At 34.2% G+C, this 18773-nt stretch carries 17 protein-coding genes; 2 read left to right on the top strand and 15 right to left on the bottom strand.

The features are described 5' to 3' along the window. Window positions 1-323 precede the first annotated feature (323 nt). Window positions 324-1718, top strand: coding sequence for an alanine/glycine:cation symporter family protein (locus BN3004_RS02970; RefSeq protein WP_058259769.1), 1395 nt, complete (start codon window positions 324-326; stop codon window positions 1716-1718). A 75-nt stretch (window positions 1719-1793) separates the two neighbouring features. Here BN3004_RS02970 and BN3004_RS02965 read toward each other — a convergent pair whose 3' ends face one another. The 10 genes from BN3004_RS02965 to BN3004_RS02920 form a co-directional block, all read right to left on the bottom strand. Next, a complete protein-coding gene (locus tag BN3004_RS02965; protein WP_058259768.1) occupies window positions 1794-2522 on the bottom strand; it encodes a hypothetical protein in 729 nt (242 codons plus the stop codon). A 179-nt stretch (window positions 2523-2701) separates the two neighbouring features. Next, window positions 2702-3223 carry a GNAT family N-acetyltransferase gene (locus BN3004_RS02960; RefSeq protein ID WP_058259767.1) on the bottom strand — a complete coding sequence of 174 codons (522 nt, stop codon included), beginning with the start codon at window positions 3221-3223 and terminating at the stop codon, window positions 2702-2704. Between the two features lie 8 nt (window positions 3224-3231). Further along, on the bottom strand, window positions 3232-4074 hold the full coding sequence (locus tag BN3004_RS02955) for an amidohydrolase family protein (protein ID WP_058259766.1): 843 nt from the start codon (window positions 4072-4074) through the stop codon (window positions 3232-3234). Between the two features lie 185 nt (window positions 4075-4259). Then, window positions 4260-5087: a hypothetical protein gene (locus BN3004_RS02950; RefSeq protein WP_058259765.1), complete on the bottom strand. Its 828-nt coding sequence runs from the start codon at window positions 5085-5087 to the stop codon at window positions 4260-4262. A 198-nt stretch (window positions 5088-5285) separates the two neighbouring features. Beyond that, window positions 5286-5792, bottom strand: a complete 507-nt coding sequence (locus tag BN3004_RS02945) for a DNA-deoxyinosine glycosylase (RefSeq protein ID WP_058259764.1) — start codon at window positions 5790-5792, stop codon at window positions 5286-5288. A gap of 61 nt (window positions 5793-5853) precedes the next feature. Continuing rightward, complete coding sequence (locus tag BN3004_RS02940; RefSeq protein WP_278315521.1) at window positions 5854-8457, bottom strand: ABC transporter ATP-binding protein/permease; 2604 nt, start codon at window positions 8455-8457, stop codon at window positions 5854-5856. 219 nt (window positions 8458-8676) lie between these two features. After that, window positions 8677-9513 carry a metallophosphoesterase gene (locus tag BN3004_RS02935; RefSeq protein WP_058259763.1) on the bottom strand — a complete coding sequence of 279 codons (837 nt, stop codon included), beginning with the start codon at window positions 9511-9513 and terminating at the stop codon, window positions 8677-8679. 124 nt (window positions 9514-9637) lie between these two features. Beyond that, entirely contained in the window at window positions 9638-10945 is a 1308-nt protein-coding gene (locus BN3004_RS02930; RefSeq protein WP_058259762.1) for a type II restriction enzyme, read from the bottom strand. A gap of 1 nt (window position 10946) precedes the next feature. Continuing rightward, window positions 10947-11789 (bottom strand): DNA adenine methylase, encoded by an 843-nt coding sequence (locus BN3004_RS02925; RefSeq protein ID WP_082244058.1) that lies wholly within the window; start codon window positions 11787-11789, stop codon window positions 10947-10949. A gap of 235 nt (window positions 11790-12024) precedes the next feature. Further along, complete coding sequence (locus BN3004_RS02920) at window positions 12025-12504, bottom strand: hypothetical protein (protein ID WP_058259761.1); 480 nt, start codon at window positions 12502-12504, stop codon at window positions 12025-12027. A 155-nt stretch (window positions 12505-12659) separates the two neighbouring features. On the opposite strand from BN3004_RS02920, the gene BN3004_RS02915 reads away from it, so the two are divergent. Beyond that, window positions 12660-13739 carry an IS30 family transposase gene (locus tag BN3004_RS02915; RefSeq protein ID WP_058259272.1) on the top strand — a complete coding sequence of 360 codons (1080 nt, stop codon included), beginning with the start codon at window positions 12660-12662 and terminating at the stop codon, window positions 13737-13739. 161 nt (window positions 13740-13900) lie between these two features. On the opposite strand, the gene BN3004_RS02910 is transcribed toward BN3004_RS02915, so the two are convergent. The 5 genes from BN3004_RS02910 to BN3004_RS02890 all read right to left on the bottom strand — a co-directional run bounded on the left by BN3004_RS02910 (window position 13901) and on the right by BN3004_RS02890 (window position 18745). Continuing rightward, window positions 13901-14134 carry a hypothetical protein gene (locus BN3004_RS02910; RefSeq protein WP_058259760.1) on the bottom strand — a complete coding sequence of 78 codons (234 nt, stop codon included), beginning with the start codon at window positions 14132-14134 and terminating at the stop codon, window positions 13901-13903. Window positions 14135-14226: 92 nt separating this feature from the next. After that, window positions 14227-15963 (bottom strand): ABC transporter ATP-binding protein, encoded by a 1737-nt coding sequence (locus tag BN3004_RS02905; RefSeq protein ID WP_058259759.1) that lies wholly within the window; start codon window positions 15961-15963, stop codon window positions 14227-14229. Beyond that, window positions 15956-17674 carry an ABC transporter ATP-binding protein gene (locus BN3004_RS02900; RefSeq protein ID WP_058259758.1) on the bottom strand — a complete coding sequence of 573 codons (1719 nt, stop codon included), beginning with the start codon at window positions 17672-17674 and terminating at the stop codon, window positions 15956-15958. Before BN3004_RS02900 ends, BN3004_RS02905 begins: the two co-directional genes overlap by 8 nt. A gap of 17 nt (window positions 17675-17691) precedes the next feature. Then, window positions 17692-18276 carry a TetR/AcrR family transcriptional regulator gene (locus tag BN3004_RS02895; RefSeq protein WP_058259757.1) on the bottom strand — a complete coding sequence of 195 codons (585 nt, stop codon included), beginning with the start codon at window positions 18274-18276 and terminating at the stop codon, window positions 17692-17694. Window positions 18277-18487: 211 nt separating this feature from the next. Further along, window positions 18488-18745, bottom strand: a complete 258-nt coding sequence (locus BN3004_RS02890) for a glycine zipper domain-containing protein (RefSeq protein ID WP_058259756.1) — start codon at window positions 18743-18745, stop codon at window positions 18488-18490. Window positions 18746-18773 lie beyond the last annotated feature (28 nt).

Raw genomic sequence — 18773 nt, 5'->3', positions numbered from 1 at the left:
AACGATTTACGTGCAAAACGATATAAGTGAATTATAATTTGCAGAGAAATCAAGATGATTTTGCGTTGTACAGAATTTTTTGGAGTGAGGTGTGCTAAACGCACTCCGCAGCGACAAAATAATTCGAAACTAGCAAAAGGGCTTGATTTAATGCAAATTAAGTAAAGGCGCCCCACTATTATCATGGCTACGCCATTCGTAAAATTAATACGTAAGGCGTTAAGTATAATAATTTCTTATGCTATTAATAAAAATTTATCATCTCTTAAGCTATTTACACTATAATTACTTCTATGTTATAATAAAGAAAAGGGGGAATTAATATGATTAATACATATTTAGCATTTAAGCTAGAGCCCATCGTCAAGGCGATTAACAGCGTTTTATGGACAAAGTTTTTGATGTATGCGCTTTTAGCTTTAGGTATATTCTACACTATATATCTAGGTTTTCCGCAGATCACTAAGCTTGGTCTTATGTTTAAATACGCTTTCGGAGGACTATTTAAAAAGAAAGACAAAAAAGAGAAAAAAGATGATGGCGAGGTCGAAGTAAACTCGTTCCAAGCGCTTGCTACGGCGATTGCCGCTCAAGTTGGTACTGGTAACATCGGCGGTGTTGCTACTGCTGTTGCATCTGGTGGACCGGGTGCGATTTTCTGGATGTGGGTTTCTGGTATACTTGGCATGTCAACTATATTTGCTGAGGCGGTTCTTGCTCAACTATATAAGGAAGAAAGAGACGGCGAGCCTGTCGGCGGACCATCTTACTACATTTCTAAGGGACTTAAGTCAAAGCCACTTGCAATAATATTCTCAATAACAATTATCCTTGCTCTTGGCTTTGTCGGCAACATGGTTCAATCGAACTCCATAGCCCTAGCAATGTCGAACGCTCTAAATGTTAATGCGCTTTATATCGGTATCGGACTTGCGGTTCTTGTTGGCTTTGTCATCATGGGCGGCCTTAAGAGAATTACGACTATGGCTGAGCTTGTAGTGCCTTTCATGGCGCTTATCTACATCATCGGTTCAGGCGCTATCCTTTATATATACAGAAATCATTTGGGACTAGTTTTCTCTGGCATATTTAGAGAAGCCTTCTCAACTCAAGCTGTTATCGGCGGTATGGCTGGTACTGTTATGAAAGAAGCGATTAAGAATGGTGTTGCGAGAGGACTTTTCTCGAACGAAGCTGGTATGGGCTCAACACCTCATGCTCACGCGACTGCAAAGGTTAAGGACCCTTGTATACAAGGTTTTGTAGCGATGGCTGGCGTTATTGTTGACACTATCGTTATCTGCTCAATCACTGCGCTTATAGTTCTAGCAACTGACGCTCACATGTCGGGTGCAAAGGCTGTTGCCATCACTCAATATGCGTTTACATCGGCTTTTGGTAAGGCTGGAACCATATTCCTAGCAGTGTCACTAATGTTCTTCGCCTTCACAACCATAGTTGGTTGGTACATGTTTGGCGAGATGAACATCCGCTACCTATTCAAAGGAAAAAAAGCCATCAACGTATATAGGGTGCTAGTAATTATATGTATCGTTGTTGGATCAAAATTTGGTAACGACATCATTTGGGATTTAGCCGACACATTCAACGGCTTCATGGTCATCCCGAACCTTATCGCTCTGTTCTTACTTGCGCCTCAAGTAAAAAAGGCGTACAAAAACTATTTGCGTAGAAAAGACATGGGCGAATTGGATTAATTTTGTATATTGAAAGGCTCTCAACATATGCTGAGAGCCTTTTTAAGTGTATAGAGCTATAATATTATTATAAAACTATTTGTCAAAATTTGCTTTTAGTAGAGCTTCGATGCTATCGTAGCTGGATGGGTCAAGCTCAGTCATCTTAGCAGTGTAGTCGCCTTGTGAGTCGATGACAAGGACTTTATTTTCCTTATCAAGCTTGTATTTAAAAGCAAAGATGCTGCTTAAGTAGTCTATGTCAAAGTAAAGAGTCTCGCCCATGACCTTTGCTTCTTCAGGCTCGTGCTCTTTGTAAGAAAAACTATCAATGCCGTCGATGTCACCTACAAATTTGTAGCTGATATTGTAGCTTTCGTTGTAAGTAAAGGAAAACTCCATACTTCCAGGGTAAACACCGTAGATGATTTCGTTGTCGTTAACGAGTTTTGAGTAGTCAGTCACTTGATCTAAAGCCTTGTCGTCAGCATATTCGCCACTCTTCCAAGCGCGAACCATGATCTTGTTAATGCCGGATACGTTAAATAGCCTTCCGTTAATATTCTCAACGTAGCCGTAGTCTTCGCCGTCAACACTTACAGCGTAGTCTATTTCTGCATCTTCATCTATTTTTTCTTCTTCATTATTTTCTTTATCTTCTTTTTCCTCGTCAATAGGCTCCTCATCGTCTTCAGCTTCTTTAACAGCCTCTTGATTTGCGTCCGCCTCATTGATGCCCTTATCTATGGCCTCATTTTTGCTATTTCCTCCGCACGAGACCATAAACATGGATAGAGCGAGTAAAATTAATAATATTTTTTTCATATAATCACCCCTTATTTTTCTTAATTAAATAATACCACGAAATGCACTTAAAGTAAAGAAAAAGTGACCTAGAACTAACTAAGTCACCTATGATTATTGTTTTGAGTTATCCTAAAATTTCGGATAACTCATTTCCTATTTCAGAAAAATGCCATTATGGCAATAATTCTCAATAGGATTTATTTAAAGCTAATTAATTCTTCTTCTTTTAATTCGTAGTAAACAATAGATTGCTTCTCTCCAAGTTGATTCGTCCACGAATCATAATCTACACGAATTTTCTTAAAGCCAAGCTTTTCGTAAACGTGCTGAGCTCTTTTATTATTTAGATTTGTCGTTAGGAATATGGTCTTCGCACCCATTTTGAAGAGCTCTTCTATAAACAAAGTAAGTATTACTCGTCCAAGCCCCTTCTCTTGATAAGTGCTATCGCATATCTTTATACCTATCTCGCATCTATCATCATCAGAAAACTCATAGTTCATCTCGCCGATGGCCTTGCCTTTGTACTCAATCATCAAAACTCTGTGAGCATCAGTGTAATTTTTGATCTGCTCCTTGATTTTCTCTTCATTAGTGTTCACGCCATTCGGGAAGCCTGCATGAGCCATGACAGAGCCGTCATTCCACCAAGATGCGAGCTGAGCCGCATCAGTCTCACCTGCATTTCTAATTAAAATGTCTTTGTAAATTATCTTCATAAGTCCTCCTAAATCTCTATATTTAGTATTTTGCATATGTTTTTATATGCAATCTTCTCCATATCTTCATCTGAAAAATTCATTTCGTCTAGAATACTACAGTATCTTTCATAGACATCCTCTGCCTTTGTCTTATAAACTTGCGGAAAATCAGTTCCAAAGATAAGCCTATCGGCACCGAATGCTTTTAATATACGTTCTGTCATATCTCTACCATATATTTCATATAGCTTTGGCAATATATATGAAATATCCACGTAAGTAAGTGCGCTTAAGGCATCTTGCCACTTCATTCCGCCAAGATGTGAGGCTATAAAAGTTATGTCAGGAAAGACTTGTATCATCTTGTTAATTCTATCTGGAGCGCAGTCGTCGTGAAAGCCGACCATGGTCGGATTTGAGTGCACCATAACTGGAATTTTGAGTTCAGCTGCTTTACGAAGTACGGGTACCATCCTTAAATCGTCGAATGGAATGTTTAAATTGTTCGGATGAATTTTGAGACCTGAAAGGCCATTGTCTTTAATCGCAATTTCTAAATGATTTGGAGCGACGTCTAAGATATATGCACCGTTATTTTGAATGTCAGCAAAGGCTAAGAACAAACCATTAGACTGCTTTACTTGTGATGCAAGCCAATTGTTATTCGTAACAGTTTCTTGATACATGTATGTATCGTTTGTCGGCTGCAAGATAAATTTCTTGACGTTGTATTCTTTAGCAATTTGCTTAAAATAACTCTTATTTGAATATGTCCAGCAGCTCTCCTTGTCATCTTTAAAAAATTCTCTAAAATCTTTTGTAACAAGATGAGCATGTGCATCAATTTTCGGAATCTCTTTCCACTTCATATAATCACCTCTGTATAATTCAATAATACCACGAAAGCCCTCAAATGTAAAGAAAAAGTGACCTAGATAAACTAAGTCATCTGCGATTATAGTATTGACTTATTCGAAATTTTCGAATAACTCATCCCTATTTCAGAAAAGTGCCATTATGGCAATAATTCTAAATAGGATTTATTTATCTTCATTTATATCCTTTCTCTATACTCCTTCAAATTATTCTTCATAAGTCTCTCCCATTCATTAAGAACATCTACCAAGCTATCCACATCCATCTCTTCTTCAAGCACAAGGCTATCTTTGCCCTTCTTAATAAGATTTATGAATTGTCTTTGAAGTCTTATTGTTCTCTTCATAAGTTTATCCTCTTCAATAAGTATAAACATAGTCACTAAATCAAGTAGAGCCGCTCTAAACAGCGTATTCATTGACTCTCTTAGTTCCTGCTTAGTAATCACGTGCTTTGAAAAATTGATTATATCCTTTTTAAGCGCGCCAAGATTTTCTATAGACTTCAATAGCGGCTCTTCCATATCAACGTCCTTAGCATCGCATTTTTCAAGATGTGCAATCTGCGTCACTTCATCAAGCCTTTCCTTAAGTTCCCCTGCAGTCCAAACGAATTCGTCAGGCTCGTCACTATCATCATATTTATTATTTATAAATCTAAATCTATTGTCCTTGTACTCATGAAAAATTATCGCATGCTTATTGCCTGGGGCAATATTAACGCCGAGCATATAGTTTTTATCTGCTGCCTCTAATATTTTCAAAACATCTTCTTTATCATAGTTCTCTTCAATAAATTCATATCCAAGAGCATTTAGATAAATATCAAAGATCTCCTTAGACTGCAGCATAGGTCCTGCTAAGTAAAATGTGCCATCTTTTACCAAGAGGTATGGCAAATAAATCGCATTCGCAATTACGAAATCTTCTGTGTCAATTCCTTCTGAATACAAAAGATTTGCTAATCCCGCATAAGAGCACGACGAATTAAAATACATATATTTCATATACTATCTCCTTTCACTCCAATATCTTCTGTCTACATTAAATAATACCACGAAGGCGGCTAAAAGTAAAGAAAAAGTGACCTAGATAAACTAAGTCACCATGATTATAGTTTTCAATATCCAATTTTTATTCAATGTCCGATTTTCTATTTCAGAAAAGTGCCATCATGTAAGTATTTCTTAATAGCTTTTTTTAAATTAATTCAAATACTTAAGAATTGCTCTCCACTCGCTTACTAAATCATCCAGCCTATACCTCGCATTTGCTGGACTTGTCGATGGCAGCTTCACTCCCTCGAGTCCCAAGTCCTTCTCGTGATACTTTTTATAATATTTATACGAAGTTGCTCCATTTAGAAAAACTTCCTTAATGTCCGCGCCTTTAATAATGCGGCTTAAGTCAGATGGCTGGACATTTTTAATGCTCGCATCACTTGATCCAACTATGTCGCACTGGTAGATGGAGTCGTAGAGAGCAATTTTCTTTCTCGATAAAAAGTCTTTGCGCGTGGCAATGCCATTATCAAGGTATTCTTTAAACAAAATCTCCATAACACGCCAAAACCTATTTTGCGGATGGCCATAAAAGAAGCCATATTCACGAGTCTTGACCGATGGAAATGAACCTAGAATCAAAATTTTCGACTCCTTAGTAAAGCATGGCTCAAGCGGATGGACTATAGTCTTGTAATTGTCTTTTGCCATAAATATCACCTCTATATTAAAAGAAGGCAAATATATTTATTTAGCCTTCTCATAATTTATTTTATTCAGCACTTAAGGCTTCAACTGGGTCTTTCTTAGCTGCTATGCTTGACGGTATAAGTCCTGCTATCAAGCTAAGCACAACTGATATTGCAATCAAGATAAGTGCCGCTTCTTTTGGAAGCACTGAGCCAATAGTACTTATGCCCGTTGCCTTAACCATGATCTTTGTTATGAATATATTTAAAAATGAGCTTATGCCAACACCTATGAGCCCTGAGAGCAAGCCTATAATTAAAGTTTCCGACATAAAAACTTTGTAGATATCACCCTTGCTTGCGCCAATCGCCCTTAGTATACCAATCTCTTTTGTTCTTTCGAAGACGGATATATATGTGATGATGCCTATCATTATCGATGAAACGATAAGCGAGACGCCCACAAAGGCTATCAAAACGTATGATATGGCTGCAAGTATGTCTGTGATGGATTTTGAAATGGAGCCGATAAAGTCGTTAAAGTTAAGTTTTTGTGCGCTTTTCTTGCCTTCATTGTACTCGTTAATAAGCTTTTTGACTTTATCTCTATTTTCAAACTCGTCCACATATATCGATATTTTCGATGGATTATTCTCATCGATATAGCCGAGATTTTCAAGGTTTTTCTTGTAAGAATAGTCTTTCAAAAATTCATCATAAACGTCTAAGTAATCTTTGTCTTTGCCTTTATGAAGCATATAGTTTAGCATAGCTCTGTCATTTGACTCTCTTGTCTTAGACGCAGCTGGAGCTTTGGCGCGCATCTGCATATTAAGCGATTGCATCTCTGCTAGCATCTCTTTCTTGTTTTGCAGCATCCACGCGTTAAATCTAGTAAGACTCTCATCTGGTAAATTCCTTAGATAGTCTTTTGCCTGATCTATCTTTTCTTTTTCAGTATCTGCCTTGAACTTAAGTCCATTTAAAACATTTATGTCCTTCTTATCTAATTGCTCCTTAATAATTTCTTGCTCTGAAACATATTTAATCATCGCATCAGTAAATTTACTGCTATAGGCAAGCGGCGTTTGACTTACATTGGAGTCGTTGTCAGCCTTTTTCCTTGCAATACCAGCTATATTCATGCTGATAGCAGAGTCTATAAGCTTTTCTTTCTTCTCTTCATCATCCTTGATGCTAATGTAGCCGGCATCCTTCTTTTCGTAATAGTCCGCTGGAGTGACTACCTTGTACTCATGACCGATGATTTCCTTTGGATCAATCTCAACTTTTTTTATGTCAACCTTTTTATTATCGTCCATATCAGAGAGGATTTTTTTGTATTCTTCCGAGTCTAAAAAGCCTAGCTCGTAAAAATTACTTCTTAAAATTTGATTATTATAATCAGTAAATAATACTAATTCGTCCTCTTTTTCAGGCCACTTGCCCTCGATTAGCTCGTATTCATCTAAAACCATTGGTGAGATATTTCCCTCTTTATCACTAATAATCTGAGAAAAATTGTCATTGTTCTTTGAAGCTGACATGCTGAAAAATTGATTAAAGCCAAAGCCGCTCTTCTTTTCAAAATCAGAGCCATTAGTATTAATCACTTTGCCCTTAGCATCCTTTGTATAAATGTCAAAGCCGCCATCATAGGCGTAAGAAATAAAGTGTTTGCCCACCTTTTCGTCTAGCTCCGCTTCATTCTTCTCTAGGTAGTCTTTGAACGAGGCAAGGTCATTCTCATAGCCGCTGCCTGATATCTTTGACCTATTTGTAAGACCAATGTCATTTGAGCTAAGTTTAGATCTATCCGTAGTCTTTGAAACGTTGTTATCAAGCTTTGTAAGACTAGATAGGTCGATGGATTTGCTCTCAATATCGATTGGGAAAGACTTCAAAGCATTCCTTTGATTGTCAGCAATGTAGTCACTTGCACCATTTGATATAGATATGATGAGGGCAATGCCGATGATGCCGATGGATCCAGCAAAAGCTGTTAGAAGCGTTCTTGCTTTTTTACTCAAAAGATTGTTAAATGATAGTCCTAGAGCCGTTCTTAGCTTAAGAGCTATCTTCGAAATTTTAAAGCTGTCGCCCTTTTCTTCCGCTTCATAAGGATCCGTGTCAGAAATTATCCTGCCGTCCTTTATACCGATTATCCTTGTCGAGTACTCTTCTGCCAATCTTTTGTTGTGCGTAACCATGATGACAAGCTTATCCTTAGCCAGCTCCTTTAGTAAATTCATTATAGAGATAGATGTTTCGCTGTCAAGAGCACCCGTTGGCTCGTCCGCAAGTATGATTTGTGGATCATTAACCAAAGCCCTAGCTATGGCTACCCTTTGCATTTGACCGCCAGATAAGGCACTTGGCCTTTTGTGTATGTGCTCCTTTAGGCCGACCCTTTCAAGAGCTTTGATAGCCCTTTCTTCAGCATCGCCAGTATTTTTATTCGATAAAGTCAAAGACAGCTTTACGTTGTCAAGTATACTTTGATGATTAATTAAGTTATATGATTGAAAGATAAAGCCTATCCTAACGTTTCTATAGTAGTCCCAGTCCTTGTCCGAAAACTGCTTCGTAGATCTGCCATCGATTACAAGGTCACCCTCGTCATAGCGCATAAGACCTCCGACTATATTTAAAAGAGTTGTCTTACCTCCACCCGATTCACCAAGTATAGAAACAAACTCACTCTATCTAAACGAAATCGATACATTGTCCAAAGCCCTTTGCGAAAAGCCTTCAGTGTGATATATTTTTGAAATATTTTTAAGTTCTAACATATTTACTCCTTTCTTATACTTATTACCCAATAGCCACCTTTGACAAATAAATATTTTCATAAGCATAGATAAAAGGCAAACGAGACAAATAAAAAAGAGAGCGTTGCCCTCTTCTTAATGATTTATATTAACTATAACTAACTCCGGCCTATTAAAAATACGTGAGATACGTGTAGACTCTCTTGCCAAGCCCCTACTAACAATCATCTCACTGCCATTGTCAAAGCTATAGATGCCTCCAGCAAACTTCGGTAGCCAGCCCTCGTCAGGCGCGAAAGTACCGTTCAAAACGCCTGGGATGCGCCACTGACCGCCATGCGCATGGCCCGCGAGTACTAAGTCAAAGCCGGCATCCTTATACAAATTCACAAAAGACGGGCGATGAGTTAATAAAATCGTAAAAGCTGTATCGTCCCTTTCGTTTTTAGCGCGTTCAAGCTCAGTCACCATGCCCTCGCCCTCGCCTGTGTAGCGCGCCTCGTCCGGATCGTTAAGGCCCGATAGACTGATCTCATTATCATGAATATTCATGCGAATGGTCTTGCCACCGATGTCCTCAATGCCATTTGCTTCAAGCCACGCTAGCATTTCGCCCACACGGCGGCTCCAGTACTCGTGATTGCCTGTAACGTAGTAGCTTGGGTAGCGCTTCGCGATGGCTGTGAGAAAGGTCTTCGTGTTATCGTCAGGAATAACGTCGTCAAAGATGTCGCCGCCCAAAAGAATCACGTCCGGCTTTTCTTTATCCACCGCATCAATCAGCATTTTTTGACCAGCGCCATATTTGCATGAGTGAAGATCCGTGATTAAGGCTACGCGCATAGGCGTATTGATTTTATTTGAAGTGATAGTGTAGTGAACAGTTTTTAGGCGCACGTCAAAAGCTATTAGTGCGAGAGCTATTAGCATGGTGAAGATGATGTATTTGATGTGTTTTTTCTGTATTTTCATTTATTGCTCCTTTGTCTAGCGTAGAACTAATTGAACTATTGATATTAATTAATAAATTTTTATATATAACATTAAAATAATAGAGATAACATAAAATATTATCTCTATTTCTAAAATTTATTATCTATATATTTGGTAGGCTAAATATCCATTTTAGCCAAGATTCAACCGTGCTTGAACGTCTCTCTATTTGTCCATCACCACAAACATTGTTCTTTTTCATAATCTTAATAATTTCTTTTTTATCTGGCATCTTTCCACCATCATATGTGATAAAAAACAACTTACGAAATATTTTATGTTCTAAAATAAAGGATACAAGCTTTAATTGACGCTCTTTATAATTTAGTTTCATTACTTCTTTGCCAAGACTTGTCAAGCATATTTTTGTAAAATTTCTAATTTTTCCTTCTGCTTCTTCTTTAACCGAAATTTTCTTTAACAATCCTAGATATTTACCCGCATTAAAATAGTAATCAGCTTGCCTCAAATCAAATTGCATGATATTAGAAATTTCATCTTTTGTTTTGCTTTCTTCACATAATATTTCCAATATAGATATAAGCTTTTCAAAAGAGTTAGCTTGTATAAACGGAGTATTTGATTTTTTCATATTATCATCATAATTAACATGTGTATTTTCATATACATTATATAGATCTAACAATGAGATATCTGTATCTTGTAAAGAATAATTTTTTGTTCTAACCAATTCTATTGAAGAATAATTTTTGATATCTGTAAACCTATATTCAAACAATCTGTATATTTGATTAGAATAAATCAAAAATACAAGTCTAATGGGTTTGTTTACTTTGTTTTTCCACAATCTGTAAGGATAATATAGTTGTCTTATGTGAAAATCTGAACGCACTACATTTTTAGCTTCTAATATTACAACTGAATTGCTATTCTCCACCCCGCCATCTATTTCACACTGGGCTTTGTTCACATTAACATTTAGTGAAGTTCCTCTGTGTCTATCAACATAAAAACTAAATACTCCAGTACTCATTCTGCCACTAAACGTAGATACATTGTCATCTTCAGATAAAAAATCATCTAATATTTTTGAGAGTATTAAAACATGAATAGCATTAGACTCAGATGTAATATTTTCAATATCTATAGAATCATATATTGGTCTTTCAACTTTTAGCATCTGTACATCTCTCTGCCCTAACTCAGGTATTGGCTCATATAATTTAAAGTCACTTAAAACATACTCTCCTCTACTAACAGGCAAAATATTAATATTGTTATGTTTAAAAACTTTTGGCAACGCTTCAGAACTATCCCATTTTGCCATTAATCTAGGCTCTTTAAACTCACCTATTTGCTTTGCAGTAATATAAAATGCACCATCTTTTTTTATTTTATCGATTATATTATATTTTTCAATTAATTTTTCCCACGCTTCATTCGTATTCATTTTATTTATAATTCCTTATTAATAATTCATTTATTTCTCCACGTTTATTTCCATCTCTATTTATTGTTCTACGCGCCTTTACAGTTATTATTTCATAATCTTTATATATTTCTTTGATTAGAGTATGATCTGAATTAGACAGTAAAAATTTTACACCTTCTTCATTAAGCCTATCACATTTCTTTTTTAACTCAATTTGGTCTTTTTCTGAGAAGCCATTCTCAGTATATCCTGTAAATGATGAGGATGTTGATAGTGGCATGTATGGTGGATCAAAATAAACAAACGACCCTTTTTTTAAATTTGTTAAAACCTTTTTATAATCTCCATGTAGTATTTTAATTTCATTATCATTAAAATACCTATTCATAGCTAAAATTACTGGTTTATTAATTATATTGGGATTTTTATACCTACCATAAGGAGCATTGAATTGACCCGCTTGATTTACTCTAAATAAGCCGTTGTAACACGTCTTATTTAAATATATTATGCGAGCTGCCTTTTCTATAGAAGACATTAAGTGATAATCTTTGCTTCTATCAAGTTCTCTTATCGAATAATAATAATCCTCACTATTTAAACTATGATAGTGTTCAAGCAAATCTATTAGTTCACACGGATAATCTCGAACGCTTAGGTATACATTTATTAATTCTTCGTTCAAGTCATTGATGATTGCATTCTTCGGCTGCAAATCAAATAAAACTGCTCCCCCACCAACAAATGGCTCAACATACTGTGTTATTTTCTTTGGTATCAAAGGGCGAATATCATTTAATAATTGTCTTTTACCCCCAACCCATTTTAAAATAGGAGATAATATAATATTTTTATTAGACACATCGCTCCACCCCTTTTTTATTATTTACCAATAATACTCAACTTTATCCATAATCACTATTATTATACCACAAAATATTTATTTTGTGTTTGATTATTAAAAATATTTTAATTAATATGTGTTTTTTCTGTATTTTCATTTATTGCTCCTTAATCTACTTAAAAACGTAGAGTATCAACCCTCCGTCATGATTATTATATTGAATCTTGCAAAGCTTGTCAAGCTATATTGTTCATTAAAACAATGTCAACAAATATCCATCCACTGCTGCGACGACTATATACATAACTACTGCTCGTAGAAATGCTTGGATGTGCTTTTGGGGACTTAGGTACAAGGCTTTCTCTGGCACTTTCGTAAGTCTTATGCGGCTTGCATTTCGCCACCATAGTAGGTCTATGACTAATAGGTCGAAGATGTTTAACGCCTGGCCTAGTATGAGTAAATTTATAAAGTTTTGCATAAAATCTTTTGTGCGCATAAAGAATCCGAAAATTATGAATAAGGCTAAAAACACCACAAGGTTCGCAAGCCATGTGCGCGCCATATTAGCTTCGTGGAACTTACCCTTATACTCTTCTACTTCTCGTATGCGCCTTTGTACTTCGTCTGGGTAGGAGGCGTAGCTCTTTAGGTTCTTCTCGTCTGTGCCTGTTCCGAGGTAGCATAGGGCGAAGAAGAGCGCACATAAAATTATTACCTCTATAATTAACATAGTATCACTCCTTTTACTTTATTATATCACATTAGCTATTGATAATAAATATTTAGGAAGATTGTATAATTAACTTAGCCACCAAATAAAAAAATCATGTGTACATATGGTATAGTATTAGTAACAAACAAAAAAACAACTATACGGAGGTACACATGACTCATATAAATTATACCATAGAATTTACAGAACGCAAGAAAAATTCACATCTATCACTACATGAAATGTCATTAATACAGGCATGGAAAATAGATGGACATAGCAACAGAGAGATAGCAAGAAGGCTAAATAGAGCCCCGCAGACAATAAACAACGCAATAAAGAAAGGCACAGTAAAGCAAAAGAGAATAATAAAAAGTAATAACAAAACATATACTTACTACGATGAAAAATACTTTGCCTTAACTAATTATGAGGTATATATAAACAATAGATCTTCTTGCGGAAGAAGACCAAAATATATAGATATAGTCGAATTTCTTAAATGGGCAGACAATAAAATGTTAAAAGATAAATGGTCTCCAGATGTATGTGTTGGATACGCAAAAGCAAATAGACTCTTTCCATCATCAGAAATACCATCAACAAAAAGCCTCTACAACTGGATAAATAAGTCACTAATGAAAACAAAAAATATAGATCTACTAGAAAAAGTAAAGAGAAAAAACAAAAATAGCACAAGAAGAACAAGACAAAACAAGAAAAAGCTTGGCATATCCATAGAAGAAAGACCAGATAAAATACAAACAAGAGAAGAATTCGGCCACTGGGAAATAGATACAGTTATAGGTAAAAAGAAAAAGACAGATCCAGTACTACTTACATTAGTAGAAAGAAAAACAAGATATGAAAAGCTGATAAAAATACATGGAAAAACACCCGATGCAGTAGACATTGGACTTAAATTCTTAAAAGATAATGCGCAGTTAAACAAAGAAATATTTAAAAGTATAACATCAGATAATGGTTCAGAATTTTCAAGCTTATCAGAATTAGCAGAATATGTAGATATATATTTTTGTCATCCATATACATCATGGGAAAGAGGAACTAGTGAATGTCAACATAAATTAATACGAAGATTTATACAAAAAGGCACATCAATAGAAGAAGTATCAAAAGAAAAAATATACAGAATAAACGAGTGGATGAATAATTTGCCAAGAAAAATCTTTAATTACAAAACTGCAAAAGAAGAGTTCATAAAGGAAATAAAACAGCTTAAAAGTATCTAGTTTAATAAAAATAAATACTTTTAAGCTATACTATACATTTAGTCTATATGATGTCTGGGTGGCTAACTTATTGTTGCAATTTATATAATAAATATTTATAATAATTTCAAAGACATTTGCAAAATAAAAACACCTATGATTATAGATGCCTTTCATAAACCTTACTTCTTCTTTAGCTCTTCGATGTTTTTATTAAGCCTATTAAGCTGCGTAATAATCATCCAGTTTTGCTCGATTAGTCCTTGCATACCACTAAATCTTGTAGCTTTATATATCTTATACATATCCTCTATCTCTTCTTCGTCAAAGTCTCCTAGTTTATAGCGCTCGATGAACTTTTGCTTATCCTCTGTTTTCTTTTCTTCTTTTGCTCTTTTATCTGAAAATAGTCCCATATTATACCTCCACTTAGATTATTGATTATATTATATCACAATTAAATCCATTTGCATAAAAAGAGATAGGCTCTCACACCTATCTCCTCATTCTAATTCATTAATTTCCACGACTCTGCCTTAGCTTTTGCATTGATAAGGTCAGAATAAAGTCCATCATTCTTAATCAGTTCTTTATGATTTCCACGTTCTACTATTTCTCCATCTTTTAAAACTAAAATCTGGTCAGCATTTCTAATTGTCTTTAGTCTATGGGCAATCATAATGACTGTTTTGTTCTTTGTAAGCTCTTCTATAGCTTCTTTTAATTTATCTTCATTTTCTGGGTCTATATTTGCAGTTGCTTCGTCAAAGATTATGATGTCCGCGTCTTTTAGCATGGCTCTTGCTATGGAGATTCTTTGTTTTTCTCCACCTGATAGACTTGCTCCACCTTCTCCGATGATAGTGTCATATCCTTCTGGTAAAGCTTCTATAAATTCGTGACACCTTGCTTTTTTAGCAGCTTGAACTACTTCTTCATGGCTCGCATTTTGTTTTCCAAATTTTATATTGTTTTCAATTGTATCCTCAAATAGATATACATCTTGAAATACCATGGAAATTGAATTCATAAGGTTTTCTATCTTATAATTTTTAATATTTTCTCCACCTATTAAAATTCCACCTGAATTTACATCCCAAAATCTAGCTATTAAATTACAGAAAGTAGTCTTACCTGACCCACTTGGACCAACTATGGCAGTCATAGTATTTTCTTTTATCTCTGCTGATACATTTTTTAAAATTGGTCTATCATCATAAGAGAAAGAAACATTTTTAAATACTATATTGTGATTTTTTATAGGCTCTGAAACTTCTCCTTCTTCCATATCTTCCATATCATTTACATAGGAATAAGAATCTATTGCATTCTCAACCATTCTTAGCATTGCCATAGCAGATCCAGATGCTATAAGCCCATCAAATATTACAAAACTTGCTATAAGTATCATAATAGTATTGACTATTTGACTGTTTTCAACGAAATACAATTTTATTGATATAAATAGCATCAAACAAATTGTTATAGCTATTATGATTTTAGCTAATAAACTATATGGCATTATAGTTTTTTCTAAATCAAAAGAATATTTACTAGCACCATCAAAGCTTTTGTCAAGTTTTTTATTATTACTTCCTCTCAGATTGTATGATTTTATAATTTGCATTCCTTGCAATGTTGATAAGACTTCTTTGGTAAGTGATACCTGAATCTCGTGAATCTTATCTGCATTTTTACTGGACTTTTTTTGCATAAGAGCAACAATCAATAAAAATACAATCGACCCAACTATTGCTGCAATACCAACCTTATAAGAAAACAAAAATAAGGATAAGATAAAAACAATAGCATTAAGCATACCACCGAAAACCATAATATACAAAGTTGGGACCCAAGTTTCTACATTATCTAAGTTAGTAGTCGCAATAGTTGTTAAATTTCCTAAACTTAGACTTGAGAAGAATCCCATGGGAACTTTTTTTATTTTTTCACCTAATTCAATTCTCTTGTGTCCAGCCATAAAATATCCAGCATGTGTTTGTTTGAGCATAGAGAAATTTTTTGAAATAATTACTCCAGCTATACTAATTAATAAAAGTAAACTTGATATTCCAATTGTTTTGTAACTTATATCCTTGTTTACTATCCCAACAATCGCATAATAAATTGCTGCAAATTGTAAAGCATTAAAAATAGAACCGAAAAAATTAGCAAATATTGATTTTTTTATATACACTTGTTCTTCAATAGAAAAATTCCATACCTTTTTAAAAACACTAAGCATCTTTTTCTCCTTTCAAAGCAGTTACCCAAAGATCGTGATAATCTTTTGATTCCTTCAAAAGCTTTTCATGACTTCCTTTACATGCAAGTTCTCCATTTTTAATTACAAATATATTATCTGCATCGGTTATTGTCTTTAAACGATGGGCAATTATAATTAGAGTTTTTCCTTTGACAAGCTCTGATATTGCATCTTGAATCAAGGCCTCATTTTCAGGGTCGATATAAGATGTAGCCTCATCTAAAATGACTATTGGAGCATTCTTTATCATAGCTCTTGCAATTGATATTCTTTGCCTTTCTCCTCCAGATAAATGTTTACCAGCTTCTCCTACTCTTGTATCATATCCATCTGATAACTTCATTATAAAATCATGGCAGGCTGCTTTCTTACATACTTCAATTATTTCCTCATCACTAGCATTTTTATTTCCTATCCTGATGTTATCTTTAATTGACATATCAAAAAGAAAATTATCTTGTGCTACATAGGAAATAATATTAGATAGCTTTTCAAGGGACATATCTTTAATATTTATATTACCTATACTTATAGAACCACTATCTACGTCCCAAAATCCTGAAATTAGTTTTGCAATAGTCGACTTTCCCGAACCCGATTCGCCTACTAAAGCATTCACACTTCCTTCTTCTATATTTATATTTATATTGTTTAGGACTTGCTTATCTTTTTCATAAGAAAAATCTACGTTTTTCATCTCTATATTATAAATTATCATATCCAAATCTTCATTTTTATGAGATAATTCTCTCGCAGAAAGTATATTTTTAATCTCTTCGAAAATAGTTGACATTCTTCCAATATCATCTTCAAAAGTCATTACTCTCATAATATTTTGGATAGTTCCAAAAGAAAGGATTATCAATGTTAAAAATACACCACCATCTAGTGAACCATTCATACAGAAATATAAACCAAATGGTATAATTGTCAAAATACCAACTGGAGCAATAGACATACTTATCGCATAGTCTCTTGTATTTTCTCCCATCCAATCGTAATAATAATTTGCCTTTTTATACACATTGTCCCTGTATTTTCTATAAGATTTTTCGCCTTGATTAAATGTTTTAATAACCTCTATTCCATTTATATATTCAACCACGGAATTATTCATATCTTGGCCAATTTTAACTGCTTGTGGAAACTTTACCTTCATTCTTTTCATGGGCCCTGCCATAAAAAAACCACCAATAACTAATGGAATTAAAGATATTAAACTTAGTCTATAATCTAAAATTAACATGTAAACAAATAATATTATAGGTCCTACTAAATTAGCTGTCATCTCAGGTATCATATGAGCCAATGTTGTTTCAGTATTATCGACTTGATTTACAATTATGTCTTTTAACTTACCAGTAGATTCATTCAATATATCTCCTAATGGCATATTAAATAATTTTTCCATAAGACTTTTTCTTATATCTCGTATTATTTGATAGGCTGTTTTATGAGAAATCATGGTTGACAAAAACATAAACACTTCTTTGATTATAAGACATGAAAGTATAAAGAAAATTTTATTTATATAGTAATAAAAATCTTGGCTACCATCAATCAATGATATAATCACCTTACTTAGAATAATATATACAAAAAGATTTGAAATTACTCCAAGTATTGCAAATAACACAGAAATAAAATATGGTGTTTTATTTCTCTTAATGTATTTTTTTAATAGATCCATAAATTTAACTCCTTTCATCATCTTTTTTTCATAACATTTGTAAAATAAGTCTCTATCATTTCAGTTAGATATATCTTATTTTTTGTAAAATTCTCACGCGCATTCAAAATTTCGCAAGCCATCAAGCCAGAATTCATGATATTAATCATAAACTCAAACGTTTCATCTGACGGCAACTCTTTAAACAAACTATAAAATAATTCTTTAAATACTTGTATGGACTCTTTTTTTATTTTCACATATAGTTCTTTCAAGTCATCATTTTCTTTTAACTCACATAAAAACATAATATATAGCTTTGCATAATCATTATCTGCAAGTATCTTGTCTATGATCATTCTCGAAAACAAGTGCGGACTTAATATTAAACCTTCATCATTAATTGATTTTTGAATAATATCCTTCCTATTTAGATTACCTTCTACCATAATATCGTATAAAATTTCATAGGTAGAACCATAATGATGATACAATCCGCCTCTGGAAAGCCCAGTCGCTTCCATAATGTCATTCATAACTGTATTTCTAAATCCCTTGTCCAAAAAAACTTTCATGGCCGCTTGTCTAATCTGCTCTTTTCTTTCATCAGCTTCCATTTTCATTTCATAATCACCCCCATACCGACACTAATGTCGGTATTATTATATCATCACTGATTATCATTGTCAATAGCCGTGTTTAAAAAATAAAACAAAAGACTAATCGTGATATATTGACCATATCTATAGCGAGGATGAGAAATAAAAAAATACCCTCTTTACTGAACAAAATAGTAAAGAGAGTGTTTATAATAGTAAATCTTAAATTGTTTATTTATTTCTTCTTAATTCTCATACCGACACTCATGCCAAGCATCATGCCGACCGACAAGCCGATGGCTATATTGTCAGCATCCATTGCTATGGATACAGCAATTCCTAAACACATACCTATAGCCATGCCCTCAGACATGTAGGTTTCTTCCGTTTTTTCGCCCTTGTCATCGCCTTGCCTTTTCTTAGCTGTTTGTATGATGTAGACCACTACTACACAGACAATGAGAAGAGGAAGTATAATTCTTAAAATTTCCATATTTTCATCTCCTATATAACAGTAATAA

This window comes from Fenollaria timonensis, from assembly GCF_001457835.1.
Lineage (GTDB): Bacteria > Bacillota > Clostridia > Tissierellales > Peptoniphilaceae > Fenollaria > Fenollaria timonensis.
This window is presented reverse-complemented; position numbering and strand designations above follow the sequence as displayed.